14 protein-coding genes are annotated in these 16,055 nt (G+C 68.2%); 3 read left to right on the top strand and 11 right to left on the bottom strand.

What is annotated here, in order from left to right; all coding sequences use genetic code 11:
- Nucleotides 1–20 precede the first annotated feature (20 nt).
- Genes G5V65_RS17325 through G5V65_RS17310 form a run of 4 tightly spaced genes read right to left on the bottom strand, consistent with a single transcriptional unit; the run spans nucleotide 21 to nucleotide 3,388 of the window.
- The gene (locus G5V65_RS17325; RefSeq protein WP_165052545.1) at nucleotides 21–1,058 is read right to left on the bottom strand and encodes an LLM class flavin-dependent oxidoreductase; all 1,038 of its coding nucleotides are present in this window, start codon (nucleotides 1,056–1,058) and stop codon (nucleotides 21–23) included.
- Nucleotides 1,055–1,987, bottom strand: a complete 933-nt coding sequence (locus G5V65_RS17320) for a flavin reductase family protein (protein WP_165052542.1) — start codon at nucleotides 1,985–1,987, stop codon at nucleotides 1,055–1,057. The genes G5V65_RS17325 and G5V65_RS17320 overlap by 4 nt, the downstream gene beginning before the upstream one ends.
- On the bottom strand, nucleotides 1,984–2,814 hold the full coding sequence (locus G5V65_RS17315) for an alpha/beta fold hydrolase (protein ID WP_165052540.1): 831 nt from the start codon (nucleotides 2,812–2,814) through the stop codon (nucleotides 1,984–1,986). The genes G5V65_RS17320 and G5V65_RS17315 overlap by 4 nt, the downstream gene beginning before the upstream one ends.
- The gene (locus G5V65_RS17310; RefSeq protein WP_165052539.1) at nucleotides 2,786–3,388 is read right to left on the bottom strand and encodes an amino acid synthesis family protein; all 603 of its coding nucleotides are present in this window, start codon (nucleotides 3,386–3,388) and stop codon (nucleotides 2,786–2,788) included. Before G5V65_RS17310 ends, G5V65_RS17315 begins: the two co-directional genes overlap by 29 nt.
- A 100-nt stretch (nucleotides 3,389–3,488) precedes the next feature.
- On the opposite strand from G5V65_RS17310, the gene G5V65_RS17305 reads away from it, so the two are divergent.
- Nucleotides 3,489–4,157, top strand: coding sequence for a GntR family transcriptional regulator (locus G5V65_RS17305; protein ID WP_165052537.1), 669 nt, complete (start codon nucleotides 3,489–3,491; stop codon nucleotides 4,155–4,157).
- Nucleotides 4,154–4,441, top strand: a complete 288-nt coding sequence (locus tag G5V65_RS17300) for a DUF1330 domain-containing protein (protein WP_206526856.1) — start codon at nucleotides 4,154–4,156, stop codon at nucleotides 4,439–4,441. The genes G5V65_RS17305 and G5V65_RS17300 overlap by 4 nt, the downstream gene beginning before the upstream one ends.
- 171 nt (nucleotides 4,442–4,612) lie before the next feature.
- Here the strand turns inward: G5V65_RS17300 and G5V65_RS17295 are convergent, their stop codons facing one another.
- Nucleotides 4,613–7,675 (bottom strand): efflux RND transporter permease subunit, encoded by a 3,063-nt coding sequence (locus G5V65_RS17295; protein WP_165052535.1) that lies wholly within the window; start codon nucleotides 7,673–7,675, stop codon nucleotides 4,613–4,615.
- Nucleotides 7,672–8,802: an efflux RND transporter periplasmic adaptor subunit gene (locus G5V65_RS17290; protein WP_165052533.1), complete on the bottom strand. Its 1,131-nt coding sequence runs from the start codon at nucleotides 8,800–8,802 to the stop codon at nucleotides 7,672–7,674. Before G5V65_RS17290 ends, G5V65_RS17295 begins: the two co-directional genes overlap by 4 nt.
- A gap of 244 nt (nucleotides 8,803–9,046) precedes the next feature.
- Between G5V65_RS17290 and G5V65_RS17285 the strand changes: the two genes are divergently transcribed.
- On the top strand, nucleotides 9,047–9,727 hold the full coding sequence (locus tag G5V65_RS17285) for a VOC family protein (RefSeq protein ID WP_165052531.1): 681 nt from the start codon (nucleotides 9,047–9,049) through the stop codon (nucleotides 9,725–9,727).
- Nucleotides 9,728–9,865: 138 nt separating this feature from the next.
- Here G5V65_RS17285 and gph read toward each other — a convergent pair whose 3' ends face one another.
- The 5 genes from gph to G5V65_RS17260 form a co-directional block, all read right to left on the bottom strand.
- Nucleotides 9,866–10,531: a phosphoglycolate phosphatase gene (gene gph, locus G5V65_RS17280; RefSeq protein ID WP_165052529.1), complete on the bottom strand. Its 666-nt coding sequence runs from the start codon at nucleotides 10,529–10,531 to the stop codon at nucleotides 9,866–9,868.
- Nucleotides 10,531–11,904, bottom strand: a complete 1,374-nt coding sequence (locus tag G5V65_RS17275) for an NAD(P)/FAD-dependent oxidoreductase (protein WP_165052527.1) — start codon at nucleotides 11,902–11,904, stop codon at nucleotides 10,531–10,533. The genes gph and G5V65_RS17275 overlap by 1 nt, the downstream gene beginning before the upstream one ends.
- On the bottom strand, nucleotides 11,901–13,175 hold the full coding sequence (locus G5V65_RS17270) for a flavin monoamine oxidase family protein (RefSeq protein ID WP_165052525.1): 1,275 nt from the start codon (nucleotides 13,173–13,175) through the stop codon (nucleotides 11,901–11,903). The genes G5V65_RS17275 and G5V65_RS17270 overlap by 4 nt, the downstream gene beginning before the upstream one ends.
- A 7-nt stretch (nucleotides 13,176–13,182) precedes the next feature.
- Nucleotides 13,183–14,544 carry a glutamine synthetase family protein gene (locus G5V65_RS17265; RefSeq protein WP_165052523.1) on the bottom strand — a complete coding sequence of 454 codons (1,362 nt, stop codon included), beginning with the start codon at nucleotides 14,542–14,544 and terminating at the stop codon, nucleotides 13,183–13,185.
- A gap of 196 nt (nucleotides 14,545–14,740) precedes the next feature.
- Nucleotides 14,741–15,964 (bottom strand): acyl-CoA dehydrogenase, encoded by a 1,224-nt coding sequence (locus G5V65_RS17260; RefSeq protein ID WP_165052522.1) that lies wholly within the window; start codon nucleotides 15,962–15,964, stop codon nucleotides 14,741–14,743.
- Between the last annotated feature and the right edge of the window lie 91 nt (nucleotides 15,965–16,055).

Below are 16,055 nucleotides of genomic sequence, written 5' to 3'. Positions count from 1 at the left end.
GCCGGGTTCCCCTGTCGTCGTTACTGGAAGGCGGGCATCACGTCTTCGATGAAGCGTTTCAGGCTGGCGCGCTTGCGTTCGAAGCTCTGGCCGCTGTCGATCCAGAGCGAGAATTCGTCATAGCCCAATGCCTTGATCCGGTGGAGTTTGTCGATGACTTCGTGCCTGTCGCCGATCAGGAGATTGTCGCGCATGACCTGCGGGGAATAGAAGGGATGCGCGGCGATTTCCGCGTCGGTGAGCGGTTCGATGAGGCCCTGGCGGATGGGCCGCTTGTTCAGGAACCATGCGCCGAAATAGGCGTAGAAGCGGTTGAGTTCCTCGGCGGCGAGGTCGGCATCGGCGCGGTCGGCGGCGACATAGCCATGTTGCAGGACCATGATCTTTGGCCGCGGGGTTTCGGGGGATTTGGCGCAGGCCTCGTTGAAGCGCTGCATCAGGCTTTCGATTTCCGAGAAGGGATTGTGCAGCGGCGTGCATTGCACGTTGCAGCCCTGCGCGACGGCGAATTCGTGGCTGTTCGGATCGCGCGCGGCGACCCAGATCGGCGGGTGCGGCTGTTGCAGGGGTTTCGGCGCCGAGGTGGTGGCGGGGAATTGCCAGTATTGGCCATCGAGCGCGTAATCGCCCTGCCAGAGCCCCTTGATCGCGGGGATCAGTTCGCGCATCCGCCCGCCTGCGTTCCAGGCATCCAAGCCCGGCAGCATGCGTTCATATTCAAAGCTGTAGGCCCCGCGCGCGATGCCCAGTTCCAGCCGGCCGCCGGTGATGATGTCGGTCATCGCGGCCTCGCCCGCAAGGCGGATCGGGTGCCAGAAGGGGGCGATGACGGTGCCGGTGCCAAGGCGGACATGTTTGGTGCGGCGCGCGATGTCGATGAGGTTGAGGAAGGGGTTGGGCGCGATGGTGAAGGACATGCCGTGATGTTCGCCTGTCCAGATGGTGGACATGCCGCCTTCATCGGCCATGTGGCAAAGCTCCAGCATCTCGTCATAGAGGCGGAGTTCGCTGTCGTCGGGGCTGACACGCTCCATGTGAAGGAAGAGCGAGAATTTCATTTGGTCTTCTCCTGCGCGACGGGGGTGACGCGGCCTGCATTCTGGTTGCCGAAATAGATGCCGTAATTGCCCATGCGGGATTCATCGGCGAGACGGTCGAGCATGGTGCGCAGCGCCTGATCGGTGACTTCGGTGAAGGAGGCGGGGGCGAGGTCGACGAAGGCGCCGCGGCGGGGCGTGCCGGTGGGGGTGGCAGGGCAGCGGAAGGCGATGTGCTGCTGGCCGCGGGCGACGTCTTCGTAGACGGAATAGAGCGGGCCTGCCGCGGCCTCGATGCCGCTGTCGGCGATCAGGGCGGCAAGGGCGGCGAAGGTGCCGTCGCGGCCCACGCGGGCGGTGGGCAGCGTCAGGCCGCCGAAGCCGTCATCCACCAGAAGGACCTGGCCCAGCCGTTCGAGGATGGCCGAGACGATGATGTCGGGGCCGGTGGGGAGGGTGGCCTGGGTCGCGACGGGGGTGAAATAGGTGCCGCGATAGTAGCCGAGGCCGGGGGCCGCGGTGGCGTGGAAGGCCGCGACGCGGCCGATGAGGATGACGTGATCGCCCGCTTCGACGATCTGGTGGGTGGTGCAGTCGAACCAGGCCGAGACGCCGGGCAGAAGGGGGCTGCCCTGGGGGCCGGGCTGCCAGTCGATCCCGGCGAAGCGGTCGGGGACGGGGCGGGCGAAGGTGGAGGAGATGTCCTTCTGGCCTTCCGACAGGATGTTGACGGCAAAGCCGGGGGCGGTGGTGAAGGGGCCGCAATTGGCCGAGGCGCGGGCGATCTGCACCAGAAGGAGGGGCGGATCGAGCGAGACGGAGGCAAAGCTGTTGGCGGTGAAGCCCAGGGGTTTGCCGGTGGCGTCAAGGGTGGTGACGACGGTGACGCCGGTCATGAAGGTGCCGAAGGCATCGCGCAGCGCGCGGCGGGGATCGGGGGTATCGGTCATGCGCGCAGCCCTTCGCTTGCCGCCATCAGCGGCGTCGCGAGCCAGTCGCGCAGCGCCGCCGTCACCCGTTCGGGGGCGGTGAGGTTGACCATGTGGCGGTGGCCGTCGATCACGACGGCCCGCCCGCGCGGGGCGGTGGCGGCCATGAGGCGGGTCATGTCGGGGGTGGAGTTCGCATCGCCATCGCCGGTGAGGACGAGGGCGGGGCAGGTGATCCCCGCCCAGCGATCGGCATAGACATCGTCGCCGGTGGCGAAGGCGCGGTAGGCCGCGGCATAGCCTGCGGGGCTGACCTCGGCCAGCCATTGCGCCGTCTGGGCGCGGGGCGCGGCATCGGCGGGGCTGTCGGAGAACCAGCGCGCAAGCGGGGCCTGGGCATCGAAGATGCCGTTCGCCATCGCCTCGGCCCTTGCGGTGACGGCGGCGCGGGCCTCGGGCGTGCGGCGGTGGACGGCGTTCAGCACGGCGACGCGGCGGACGAGTTCGGGGTAATCGGCGGCAAGCCCGGTGGCGATCAGCGCGCCCATGGAATGGCCCGCGACATTCACCGCGCCCAGGTTCAGCGCGAGGATCGCGCGGGCGGCCCAGTCGACATAGGCGGGCAGGTCGGCCCCCGGGGCGAGGGGGCTGGAGCGGCCATGGCCCGGCATGTCGAGCGCGAAGATGCGGGTGGTCGCGGCCAGGGCCGCGATCTGGGGGGCCCAGGCGCGGGCGTTCAGCCCGACGCCATGGATCAGCACCAGCGCCTCGCCCGTGCCATCGCGGGGGCCGACCTCGATCAGCCCGACGAGGGCGCCGTCAGACAGCGGCAGGATTCGCGACATCATGGCCCAGATCCTTCAGATCCTGATAGCGGTCGCCGATGCGGTGATGCGGGCGTCCGCCGATGGAGGCGCCGAGGGCAACCACGATCTCATCCGCCGCCGGGGCGTCGGGGATGGCGAAATGCACCGTCAGGTAATGCGAGCGGCGGCCTTCGTCATTCTTGTCCATCAGGGGGATCATCACGGGCGTGTTGGCCCCGCCCCGGATATTGGTGAAGGCGAGATAGGTCTTGGCCCCCACGGCCTGACGGTAATGGTTGCCGAAGCGCAGGGTGTGGATCAGGGCGGAGGCATGTTCCACCTCGCCGTCCAGCCCCGCGATGGCGGCCTTGCCATAGCCTTCGACCAAGTCCCCGCCCCCTGCGGCATCGAGGATCATGCCCGTCAGCAGGGCGCCGAGTTCGGGGGCGACATCGTGGATCGCGGGTTTCAGATCCTCGACAAAGCCCATCCCGGCCCAGGGGTTCTTCACCACCGCCGCGGCACCGATCAGCTTCAGCGGGCGGGGCGCGCTGCGGCCGCCTTCGATAAGGGTGGTTTCGACATGAAGAAGCGTCTTGCGGATCTGGGCGGACATGGGAACCTCGGGTCTGTGCGTTGGTTGTATGTTGGTATACCATAAGACGGAATGTCAATGAGTCGTTGCCCGAAGGCGGGGCAGGGGATAAGATCGGGTCATGGAACAGGCATCGCATCCCGGATTGAAGATAGACCGCCCGCCGCAGACGCTGCGCGAGATCGTGCTGGAGCGGATGCGCGGGGCGATCATCGCGGGGCGGTTCCCGGGGGGCGCGCGGCTGGTGGAGCGCAGCCTGTGCGATCAGCTGGGGGTGAGCCGGTCGGTGGTGCGAGAGGTGATCCGCGTGCTGGAGGCGGAGGGGCTGGTGGAGAGCCTGCCCAACCGGGGGCCGGTGGTGGCGCGGATGGATTGGGCGCTGGCGCGGCAGGTCTATGACATCAGGCGGCAGCTGGAGGCCAGCGCGGCGGAAGCCTGTGCCGGGGTGGCGGATGCCGGGGTGGATGTGGCGCTGGCGGCTGCGCTGGAGGAGATCCGGGCGGGCGGCGAGGCGCGGCTTTTCGCGGCGACGACGCGGTTTTACGAGGTGATCTTCCGCGCGGCGGGGCATGAGGTCGCCTGGGAGATCGTGCAGCGCCTGAACGGGCGGATCAGCCGGTTGCGGGCGCTGACGCTGGCGGCGGCGGATCGGGCGGTGCCGGGGCCGGAGCGGATGGCGCGGATCGCGGCGGCGATTGCCGCGCGCGACGGCGCGGCGGCGCGGCGGGCGGTGGAGGCGCATCTGGACGAGGCGGCAAGGCTGGCGCAGCGGGCCTTGGAGGGGGAATGATGGCGGCCTATTGGATTGCCCATGTCACGGTGACGGATGCGGAACGCTATGGCGGCTATCAGGCGCTGGCGCCTGCGGCCTTTGCCCGGTTCGGGGCGCGGTTCCTGGCGCGGGGGGGCGAGGCGGAGGTTCTGGAAGGGCCCGCCCATGCGCGCCATGTGGTGATCGAGTTTCCCGATCTGGCGGCGGCGCGGGCCTGCTATGACAGCGCCGAGTATCGCGCCGCGCGGGCGGCGCGGGCGGGGGCGGCGGATGTGGCGGTGGTGATCGTCGCGGGGCTGTGAGGGCCACGAATTTTCTGCGAAAATTCTGGGGGTGCGGGGGGCGAATTTTCTGAGAAAATTCGGGTGGCGTGGAGGGGCGAATTTTCTGCGAAAATTCGGGCACCTTCGGTGCCGCGCGGGGCGCGCAGCGGGTGAATTTTCGCAGAAAATTCGTGCCCGCTGCGGCTGGGCTCAATGGCCGGCGACCGGGTCTTCGACCGGCTTCGCAAGCTCCTTGCGCGAGATCAGCGTATAGAAGGCGGGTACCACGAAGAGGGTGAAGAGCGTGCCCACCGTGATGCCCGAGAAGATCACGAGACCCACGGAATAGCGCGCGGCCGCCCCCGCGCCATCGGCGATGATCAGCGGGATCACCCCAAGCGCCATCGCGGCGGTGGTCATCAGGATGGGGCGCAGGCGGGTCTTGGCGGCGGCGACGATGCCTTCGCGGGCGGAAAGGCCCCGCTCGCGCCGGGCCTGGTTGGCGAATTCCACCAGCAGGATGCCGTGTTTCGTGATCAGCCCGATCAGGGTGATCAGCCCCACCTGGGTATAGATGTTCAGCGTGCCGAGGCCGAGGTTCAGGGGCACGATGGCCCCGAAGATCGACAGGGGCACCGACATCATGATGATCAGCGGATCGCGGAAGCTTTCGAATTGCGCGGCAAGGACGAGGTAGATCACCACCACCGCCAGACCGAAGGCCAGAAGGATGGTGTTGCCTTCGGTCACCTCCAGCCGGGACTGGCCGGAATAGTCGATGAAGAAGCCGTCGGGCATGGCCTTTTCCGCCTCGTCCACCAGAACCTGCAGGGCGTCGCCCGTGCTGACGCCGGGGATGGGCAAGGCCGAGAGGGTGGTGGAGTTCAACTGGTTGAACTGTTCGATGGCGGCAGGGGCGACTCGGGTTTCCACGGTCACCACCGCCGAGAGCGGCACCATCTGGCCGGTGGCGGAGCGGATGTAGAAATCGGTCAGCCGTTCGGGGTTGTTGCGGTATTCCTCGGGCACCTGGAGGATCACGTCATAGCTGTTGCTGTCGCGGTCGAATTGCGCGACGGCCCCGCCGCCGACGAGCAGGCCCAGCGTGGTGCCGATGTCGCGGGCGGGCAGGTTGAGGGCGGCGGCGCGGTCGCGGTCGATGCGCAGGACGACCTGCGAGGAATTGTAGGAAAGCGAGTTCTGCACCACGATGAAGCGGCCCGAGGCCATGGCGGCGGCGCGCACTTCCTCGGCCACTTCGAAGATGCGGTCGGAGGGGCCTGTGGATTGCAGCACGAGGCTGACGGGCAGGCCGCCGCCCGCGCCGGGGAGCGAGGGGGGCGCGAAGACGAAGGCCTGCACGCCGGTGATCGCGCCAAGCTTGCCCTGCAGATCGGCCTGGATCTCGGCCTGGCTGCGGTCGCGTTCGGCCCAGTCCTTGAAGGCCCAGAGGGCGATGCCGGAATTGGTGGCCCCGCCGAAGCCCACGACCGAGAAATTGGCCGAAAGCTCGGGCAGGTCCTTGGTCAGGTCGCGCATCTGGTCGACATAGGTGCGGGTATAGGCCGAGGTGGCATAGGGGGGCGCGTTGACGAAGGAGAAGAGCGCGCCGCTGTCTTCCTCAGGCGCGAGTTCGGTGGAGGTCTTGGTGAAGAGATAGCCGGTGAGGCCCATCAGCACGACGACGAGAAGGATGGTGACGGGGCGGTAGTCGAGCGAGGAGGAGACGCGGCGTTCATACCAGCCGGCGAGGCGGTCGAAGCCGCGGTCGACCGCGATCTGGAAGCGGGAATGGCCGCCCTTCTGCAGGAGGCGGGCCGACATCATGGGGGTGATGGTCACGGCGACAAGGCCCGAGATGATCACCGCGCCCGCCAGCGTGACGGCGAATTCGCGGAAGAGCGCGCCGGTGAGGCCGCCGGTGAAGGCCAGCGGCGCGAATACGGCGGCCAGCGTGATGGTCATGGCCACGACGGCGCCGAAGATTTCCTTCATGCCCATGAAGGCGGCCTGGATCGGGCGGAAGCCTTCCTCGATATGGCGGTGGATGTTTTCCACCACGACGATGGCGTCATCGACCACGAGGCCGATGGCAAGGACCATGGCGAGAAGCGAGAGAAGGTTGATGGAATAGCCCGCCAGATAGAGGATGAAGAGCACGCCCAGAAGCGAGAGCGGGATCGTCACCACGGGCATCAGCACCGAGCGGAAGGAGCCGAGGAAGAGCAGGATGATCAGGATGACGATGGCCACGGCCTCGGCGATGGTCTTGAAGACCTCGTCGATGGAGGCGCTGATCTGTTCGGTGGCGTCATACATCAGGGTCAGCGTCATGCCCTGCGGCAGGCTGTTCTGGATCAGCGGCAGTTCGGCCAGCACGGCGGCGGACATGTCGAGCGGGTTGGCGCCGGGCGTGGGGAAGACGCCGATGAAGGTACCGGGTTCGCCGTTGAAGTTCACGATCGTGTCGGTGGAGGCCGCGGCCAGTTCCACGCGCGCCACATCGGCAAGGCGCACCACATCGTCGCCCGTGCCCGAGATCGGCAGGGCGGCGAAGGCCTCGGGCGTTTGCAGGGTGGTTTCCATGGTGATGGAATAGGCGGTGTATTCGCCCTTGGTGCTGCCCGGTGCTGCGAGGAAGTTCGCGCTGTTGACGGCACCCAGCACCTCGGCCGCGGTCAGGCCGCGGCCTGCGAGGCGGATCGGGTCGATCCAGATGCGCATGGCATAGGTCTGGCCGCCCAGCACCTGGATCTCGGCCACGCCGGGGATGGTGGACATGCGGGGGCGGATCACGCGTTCGATGTATTCGGTGACCTGTTCCGAGGTCATGTTGGGGTTCTGCATCGCCAGATACATGGTGGCGAAGGTCATGCCCGTGCCCTTGACGATGGTGGGATCCTCGGATTCCGAGGGCAGGCGCGAGCGGACCTGCTGGACCTTGGACATCACCTCGGTCAGCGCGACATCGGGATTGGCGCCGAGCCGCATGTTCACCGTGACGGTGGAGGCCGAGGGGCGCGAGGTGGAGGTGATGTAGTCGACATTCTCGGTCGTCGCCACGGCGGCGGCGATGGGCGAGGTGATGAAGCCCTGGATCAGATCGGCCGAGGCACCGGGATAGACGGTGGTGATGGTGACGACGGTTTCCTCGACCTCGGGGTATTCGCGGATCTGGAGGTTGAAGAAGCCCTGCAGGCCGAGAAGCAGGATCAGCAGGCCCAGAACGGTGGAGAGGACCGGGCGCTTGATGAAGATGTCGGACGGGCTCATTGATCGGACCCCTGCGACAGGGCGGCGCCGGTGGCGGTGGCGGCGGGGTTCACGCTGTTGTCGATGATGGCGGGCTGGCCGGAGGACAGCCGGTTCTGGCCCGCCGAGACGATCTGATCGCCGGGGGCGACGCCTTCGGCGATTTCCACCACGCCGCCCGAGCGGCGGCCCGGCTTGACGAAGACCTGCCGCAGTTCGAGCTTTTCGGGATCGGCCTCGGTCGGGCGGACGACATAGACGTAATCGCCATAGAGGCTGGTCGAGAGCGCGGTCTGGGGCAGGGCGATGACGCCGTCCTCGGCCGGCAGGATGACGCGGATGCGGACGAACTGGCCGGGGGTGAGCTTGCCCTGGGCATTGGTGATCGCGCCGCGCAGCGCGACAAGGCGGGTGGCCGGATCGACGCGCGGGTCGATGCCCGTAAGGGTGCCGGGGAAGGTTTCATCCAGCCCCTCGATGCGGACCTCGATCTGCTGGCCTACGGTGAGATTGGGCAGTTCCTGTTCCGGCAGGCTGAAATCCACCCGCATGGTGGAGAGATCCTGCAGGGTGGCGACGAGGGTGCCCGGCGAGACATATTGGCCCAGATCGACGCGCGGCAGGCCGATTTCGCCCGCGAAGGGGGCGGAGAGCTGGCGCTGTTCCAGCACGGCGATGGCGCGGGCGAGCTGTGCCTCGGCGGCCTGGGCGCTGGCCTGGGCCTGATCGAGCGAGACATTGGTGGTGACGCCGCGGCGGGTGAGATCCTGCGCGCGGACGAGGTTGGAGCGTTCCAGTTCCGCCTGGGTGCGCGCGGCCTCGACATCGGCGGATTGCACCACGTCATCGAGCCGCAGAAGCAGCGCGCCTGCGGCGACCTGGGTGTTGGGCTGGAAGAGGATTTCCTTCACCACGCCTGCGGTTTCCACGGTCAGATCCACGCCCTGGGCGGCGTTGACCGTTCCGATCGCCTCGATCGCCGGGGTCCAGGTGGCGGGCTGCGCCTCGACCGTGGAGACGGTGGCGGGCTGCTGGGGCATGTTGGCGAAGATCTGCGCGATCATGTTGTCGCGGAAGAGGTTGAAGCCGACGAGACCGCCGCCGACAAGGCCGAGAAGAAGAATGGCGATGATGAAGCGTTTGACCATGGGAAGGGTCTTCCTCGAATGAACGGACGGGCTGGCTTAAATGCTGTGTCCTGAATTCACCTCTGTTGAGGCAAAGTCAAGGAAGGGGGCGGCAGAACGGGCCGCACAGGGGGCTGTGCATCCGGCCTGCCGCAGCGGAAAGTGGCGGCATCCGGGGGCGGGGGCCGCATTGCCGGGTTGATTGCGGGACGGGCTTCTGCCACAGGCTGTGGCAGGACGGGCAGGCAGGGAACGGGCGCGCATCATGGCCAGAGCGACAGGGATCGTGCCGGAACTGGCCGTGACCGACCGGGCGGCGGCGGCGGCGATGCTGGCGGAGGTCTTCGGCTTTGCGGCCGAGGGCGATGTGATGCATCTGGGCGATCAGGCGGTCGCGCTGGTGCAGGCCGAGCGGCCGGCGGGGCATGGCAAGATCGACCATCTGGCGCTGGCGGTGGCGGATGTGGATGTGGCGCTGGCCGGGTTTCTGGCGCGCGGGGCGCGGCTGGAGGCGACGACGCCCGAGGGGCCGCGCGAGATTGCCGAATTCTGGGAGGGAGGCGTGCGCTATGTCTTTCTCTCGGGGCCGGAGGGGGCGCGGATCGAGCTTTGCGCGCGGCGCGCGGGCCCGGCGCGGGTGGCGGGGGCGGGGCATGACCATATCGGCATCCCCTGCAGCAACATCTCGGCCACCGAGGATTATCTGAAGGGTTTCGGGTTGCAGCCCTTGGCGGCGGTCGATCTGCAGCGGCCCGAGGGGATGACGCTGGTGCGGTTCCTGCGCCTGGGCGAAAGCGTGGTGGAGCTTTATGAGCCGCCCGAATTGCGCGGCCGCCCCGCGCCCTTTGCCGCCGAGGGCCTGTGGCGCGGGCTGCGGCTTTGGGGCAGCGGGCTGGAGGCCGGGCTGCGCAGCGGGCCGGACGGGCTGCGCGTGACGGTGGAATAGGGCGATTTTTCTGCGAAAAATCGGGGCGGTGGCCTTTGGGAACCGTTGCGCGGGTATCGGGCGGCGGAGGGCGATTTTTCTGCGAAAAATCGGGGCAGGCCCCTGGGGGGCCTGGCGCGCGCGGGGTTCTGGCGCGGGTCAGGCGGGGGGGTGCCCCTTTCGGTGGTGGCTGACGAGGGCGGGCAGGGCGTCCCAGTGATCGAAGGCGGCAAGATGGGGCAGGTCTGCCAGCGGCGTCTTGCGGTAGCCTTGCGTGTAGAGCAGGAGCGGCTGCCCGGCGCGGGCGGCGGTTTCGGCATCCACCTCGCTGTCGCCCACGAAAAGCACCGGGCCGCCGCCCGTGGCGGCGATGGCATGGTGCAGCATGGCGGGATCGGGTTTGCGGCTGGGCAGGCTGTCGCCGCAGACGAGGACGGGGAAGCGCGCCGACCAGCCGAGCCGGGCGAGCAGCGCGCGGGTCGGGCCTTCGGGTTTGTTCGTGCAGAGGGCGAGCGGCAGGTCGAGCGCATCGAGCGCGGCTTCGACCCCGGGATAGGGGCGGGTGAGATCATCGGGGCTGTCCTCATACCGGCGTTCGAAGCGGGCGCAGAGATCGGCGTGGCGGGCGGGATCCTCGGGCAGGGCGAGCGCGCGCATGACGCGGGTGATGAGCGTGGGGACGCCGCCGCCGATGAAGCCGCGCACGGTGGCGAAGGGAAGGGGGGGCAGGCCCTCTTCCGCCAGGAGTTGCGTGACGCCCGCGTGGATTTCGGGGGCGCTGTCGACGAGCGTGCCGTCGAGATCGAAAATGAGCGCGGAGACCATCAGCGCCCCGTCAGCCAGTTGCCGAATTTGGCCAGCCGCGAGGGCGGGCCGCGGCGGGCGGTCTCGCGCCGGTCGGCCATGCCGTAGAGGCCATACATGCTATGCACGCCCAGCCAGCGCAGGGGTTCGGGTTCCCATTTGCGGACGCGGCGGTTGACCCAGGGAAGGCGGGTGAGATCGGTCTGGCGGCCCAGCGTGAGATCGGCCAGCGTGCGCCCCGAGAGGTTGGAGGTGGAGACGCCGACGCCGACATAGCCCCCCGCCCAGCCGATGCGGGTGACGGGATCGAGCCCCGCCGTGGCGCACCAGTCGCGCGGCACGCCGATGACGCCGCACCAGGCATGGTCGATGCGGTAGGGTTTCGCGGCGGGGAAATGGGTGTGAAGGATGGCGGTCAGGCGGCGGATGGTTTCGGGATCGGGGATGCCGGACGTGTCGATGGCCGAGCCGAAGCGGTAGGGCACGCCGCGCGCGCCCACGGTGATGCGGCCTTCGCGCGTGCGCTGGCAATAGCAATAGGCATTGGCGAAATCGCCAAGGATTTCATGGCCCTGCCAGCCGATCTGCGCCCAGACCTCGGGCGGGAGGGGTTCGGTCGCGATCTGGGCCGAGTTGAGGGGCAGCCATTCGCGTTTCAGCCCCGGCAGGGTGGCGGTGAAGCCTTCGGTGCAGCGCAGGATGGTATGGGCGGTGACGGTGCCGCGATGGGTGGTGACGCGGCCGGGGGCGAGGGCGGTGACCTCGGTCTCCTCATGGATCGTGACCCCCATCGCCTCCACCACCTGTGCGAGGCCGCGCACCAGTTTGGCGGGCTGGATGCGGGCCACGCCTTCCACCACCATCGCGCCGAGGACGCCGGGGATGTTGACGCGGGAGGCGGTCTGGCCTGCGCCGATCATGTGGACGCGATCCTCGCCCCAATGGCGGCGATGGGCGGTTTCGGCCTCGCAGCGGGCAAGCTGGGCGGGGGTGGTGGCGACCATGAGTTCGTCGGTGCGCAGGATGTCGGCGCTGATCCCTTCGGCCTCGGCCACGCGGATGATTTCATCCACCGTGCCGTTCATCGCCTGCACCATGGCGCGGACGGCGGATTCGGTGGAGGTGGCGAGGTAGCGGTCGTGGTTCCAGGCGAAGCCCCCGGTCAGCCAGCCGCCATTGCGGCCCGAGGCGCCGAAGCCTGCGAAGGTCTTTTCGCAGATCACGATTCGCAGGGAGGGATCGGCCTTTTTCAGGTAAAAGGCCGACCAGAGGCCGGTATAGCCCGCGCCGATGATGCAGATATCGGCGGTTGTGTCGCCGGGCAGGGGGGCGCGGCGGGTTTGCGGCAGGCCGATATCGGCATACCAGAAGGAGATGTCGCCGATCGTCGTCATGGTGCGGGGAATCCTTGGGTGAGGTGGCGGTGCAGGGAGGCGACGGCGGCCTCGGCGGAGAGGAGGGCGCCTTCGAACCAGCCCTGTTCGGCGCTGGCATGATCGGAGCCCGCGAAGGCGATGCGGGGATGGGCCGTCCAATGGGCCGGATCGTAAAGGGGCAGGGTGGCGAGGGCGGGCGAGACCCAGGTGCCGCGGGCGAAGGGGTCGTTCACCCAATCATGCCAGTCGAAGCCTTCGAACCGCGCTTCGGGGAAGGCGGCGGCGAGGGCTGAGCGGATTGCGGCCTCGGACGGTTCGCCGGTTTCCGCGAAAAGGCCGAAGGCCACGATCAGCGTGCTGCCATCGGGGCAGAGGTGATCGGCATAAAGCCAGCGCAGGCCCGCCGTTTCGCCTGTAGCGAGAAGGCCGGGGGGGACGCCCCGCGCGCGGATGAGGAGCTTGATCGCCTGCCCCTGGTGGCCCGCGGCGCGCAGGGCGGCCTGTGGCGGGGCAAGGGGCGGGGTGAAGCGGATCTGCGAGAGCGTGTTGAGGGGCGCCGTGACGAGGGCCGCGCGGGCCGACAGGACGCGCCCGCTGGCAAGGATGGCCTGCACGCCATCGGGGCAATCCTCCAGCCGTTCGACCGGATCGCCGGTGAGGAGGGCGGCGCGGCTTTCCCGAGCTGCGGCCTCGACCAGGCGGGAGGCGCCGCCCTGAACCGTGAGGGCGAGTTCGTCCAGCTTGACCTGCAGCCCGCCTGCGAGTTTCGGGGTGAGGAGTTCGGTGACGCCGATCCGCGCGGGATCGCCCGAGCCCGAGATCGCCCACCAGGCGAGGAATTCGCGGCGGACGGAGGGGGGCATGCGGCGATCATCGAGATAGGCGGCGGCGGTGAGGGTGGAAAGCTGGGTGGCTTCCTCTCCGCCCCGGGCCATGAGGGCGGCGTCGACCCGCAGGCGGGCCATGCCGCCCTCATGGGTGGCCATGTCGGGCGAGGGTGCGGGCAGGGGCTTGCCGTCCTGAAACCAGCGCTGGCCTGTGATGGCGGGGGCGCGGGGGATCAGGGGCACGCCCAGCCGTGCGGCAAGTGCGATCATGCGGGCATGATCGGCGCGGAGCCAGCCGCCGCCGAATTCCACCGGGTCGCCCGCGCCCCAGGGGCGGGAGAGGGCGCGCCCGCCGATGCGGGGGCGCGCTTCGACAAGGGTTGTGTCATGGCCGTGATCGCCGAGCCAGAGCGCCGCCGCCGTTCCGGCCAGACCCGCCCCGATGATGAGGACATCCGTCATCGGGGTCTCAGAGATACCAGTCATATTCGCGCGGCAGGACATCGGCCATGAAGGCCTCGAACTCTGCCCGCTTGATGGTGGCATAGGCGGCGGGGTAGCGGGGACCGAGATAGCGGGCCATGAGGGTGGAGGCTTCCAGCCGGTCAAGCGCGGTCCAGAGTTTGAGGGGCATGGCGGGATCGGCCTCTTCGCCAGCATTGCCGGTGGAGGGGGGCGTGGGCGTCAGGCGCTGCGACAGCCCGTGATGGAGGCCCGCAAGGATGGCGGCCATGACGAGATAGGGGTTCGCCTCGGCCCCGGCGATGCGGTGTTCGATCCGCCGCGCGGCGCCGCCGCCCGCCGGGATGCGGAAACTGACGGAGCGGTTGTTGGTCCCCCATGAGGTGTTGACGGGGACGAACTGGTTGGGGGCGAAGCGGCGATAGGCATTGAGGTTGGGCGCGAAGATCGCCATGGCGTCATGCGTCGTCGCCTGCAGCCCTGCGATGGCATGGCCGAGCATGGCATCGCCGGTGGGAAGGCGGTCGTCGAAGATGTTGCGGCCGTCCGCGTCGAGGACGCTGAGATGGATGTGCAGGCCGGAGCCGGACTGATCAGCGAAGGGTTTCGACATGAAGGTGGCGTCCAGCCCATTGCGGTTCGCCACGCCCTTGACGATGCGGCGCAGCATCAGCGCATGGTCTGCGGCGCGGACGGGATCGGGCAGGTGGCCGAGATTCACCTCGAATTGCGCGCCGCCATATTCTGCCGTCGCGGCCCCGGCGGGGACGCCCTGCGCGAGGCAGGCCGCGTCGATTTCGGCCAGGATCCCGGCCCATTCGTCCAGCTTGTCGAAGGCCAGCACGCGCGGCGCCTCGGGCGCGCGGCCGGACCTTGCGGGACGGGCGGGGGCGACGCGGCCCGCCGCGTCCCGCGCGGGATCCACGAGGTAGAATTCAAGCTCGCAGGCGGTGACGGGGGTCAGGCCCAGTTCGGCGAAACGGGCGACAACGGAGGCCAGGATGCTGCGCGGGTCGAACCACCATTGCGCCAGCCCTTCGGGCGGGGCGGGCGCGATGAGGACCTGCGCAGTGTCAGGCAGCCATGGCACGAGGGCCAGCGTGCCGGGGATCGGATAGGAGACGGCATCCGGGTCGCCGTCGGAAAAGCCGATGCCTTCGACATCCCAGCAGGCCCCCAGCGCATCGAGCGTGGTGATGCCCGCGCAGAAGGCCACGCCGGAGGACCAGACCTTGGCGGCATCGCGGATGGGAAAGCGCTTGCCGATGGCGGTGCCGCAGAGATCGAACATCACGGCATCCAGGAAGCGCGTGCCGGGATGGGCTGTCAGATAGGCGTCGAGTTCGGGCGGAAGGGGCGCATGTGTCATGGGCACGAGCGTAGCGGGCAAAATCGCCCTGTCATCCCCGAAAACGACGGAGGTCTGTCCGGAATGTCGTGACGGGAGAGGCCGAAAATTCTTTGCAAAGAATTTTCGGCCAGATGACCACAAAACTCTTCTTGAAGAGTTTTGTGGAAGGTGGCGGGAAAACTTTTCTGGAAAAGTTTTCCCGCCTTGGCTGGGGTCAGAAGAAGGCCTGGACGCCGGTGATGGCGCGGCCGAGGATCAGGGCATGGATGTCATGCGTGCCTTCGTAGGTATTGACCGTTTCGAGGTTCACCATGTGGCGCATGATCTGGAAATCTTCCTGGATCCCGTTGCCGCCATGCATGTCGCGGGCCCAGCGGGCCGCCTCCAGCGCCTTGCCGCAATTGTTGCGCTTGATGATCGAGATCATCTCGGGCGCGGCATTGGCCTCATCCATCAGGCGGCCGACGCGCAGGCTGGCCTGCAGGCCGAGCGAGATTTCGGTCATCATGTTGGCGAGTTTCAGCTGGAAAAGCTGGGTTCCCGCGATGGGCTTGCCGAACTGCTTGCGGTCGAGGCCGTATTGGCGGGCGGCCTGCATGCAGAATTCCGCAGCCCCCATAACCCCCCAGGAAATACCATAGCGCGCGCGGTTGAGGCAGCCGAAGGGGCCTTTCAGGCCTTCGACATTGGGAAGCAGGGCGTCTTCTCCCACTTCCACATCCTGCAGCACGATCTCGCCCGTGATCGAGGCGCGCAAGCTGAGCTTGCCGCCGACCTTGGGGGCCGACAGGCCCTTGGTGCCCTTGTCCAGCACGAAGCCCTTGATCTTGCCGCCATGCGCCTCGGATTTCGCCCAGACGACGAAGACATCGGCGATGGGGGCGTTGGAGATCCACATCTTTGCGCCGTTCAGCACATAACCGTTGGCGGTCTTCTTCGCGACGGTCTTCATCCCCGCAGGGTCCGACCCGGCATCGGGTTCGGTCAGGCCGAAGCAGCCGATCCATTCGCCGCTTGCCAGCTTGGGCAGGTATTTCGCGCGCTGCGCCTCGGTCCCGTAGGCGTAGATCGGATACATGACGAGGGAGCTTTGCACCGACATCATCGAGCGGTAGCCGCTATCCACCCGCTCCACCTCGCGCGCGACGAGGCCGTAGGCGACGTAGGAGGCGCCGAGGCCGCCGTATTCTTCCGGGATGGTGACACCCAGAAGGCCCATTTCGCCCATCTCGCGGAAGATGCCGGGATCGGTGGTTTCCTCGCGATAGGCCGAGATGACGCGGGGTTGCAGCTTTTCCTGCGCATAGGCGCGCGCGGCGTCGCGCAGCATGCGTTCCTCTTCCGTCAGCTGGTCGTTCAGGCGGAAGGGATCCTCCCAGTCGAAGCGGCCCAGATCCGGGGCGTCCTTGGCTTTGAGTTTGGGGCTGTCGAGGCTCATGTCGGGTCCTTTGAAGGGGCGGGCGGTTGTTGGGGCGTGGTTCGGATCAGTGTGGCAGCGCCGCGCGAGTCGCGCCATGCCGCGTCTGGCC

Source organism: Paragemmobacter kunshanensis (assembly GCF_011059185.1).
In the GTDB taxonomy this organism is placed as follows: Bacteria; Pseudomonadota; Alphaproteobacteria; order Rhodobacterales; family Rhodobacteraceae; genus Paragemmobacter; species Paragemmobacter kunshanensis.
The sequence above is the reverse complement of the archived record's forward strand: the minus strand, read 5'-3'. Positions and strand labels throughout refer to the sequence as shown.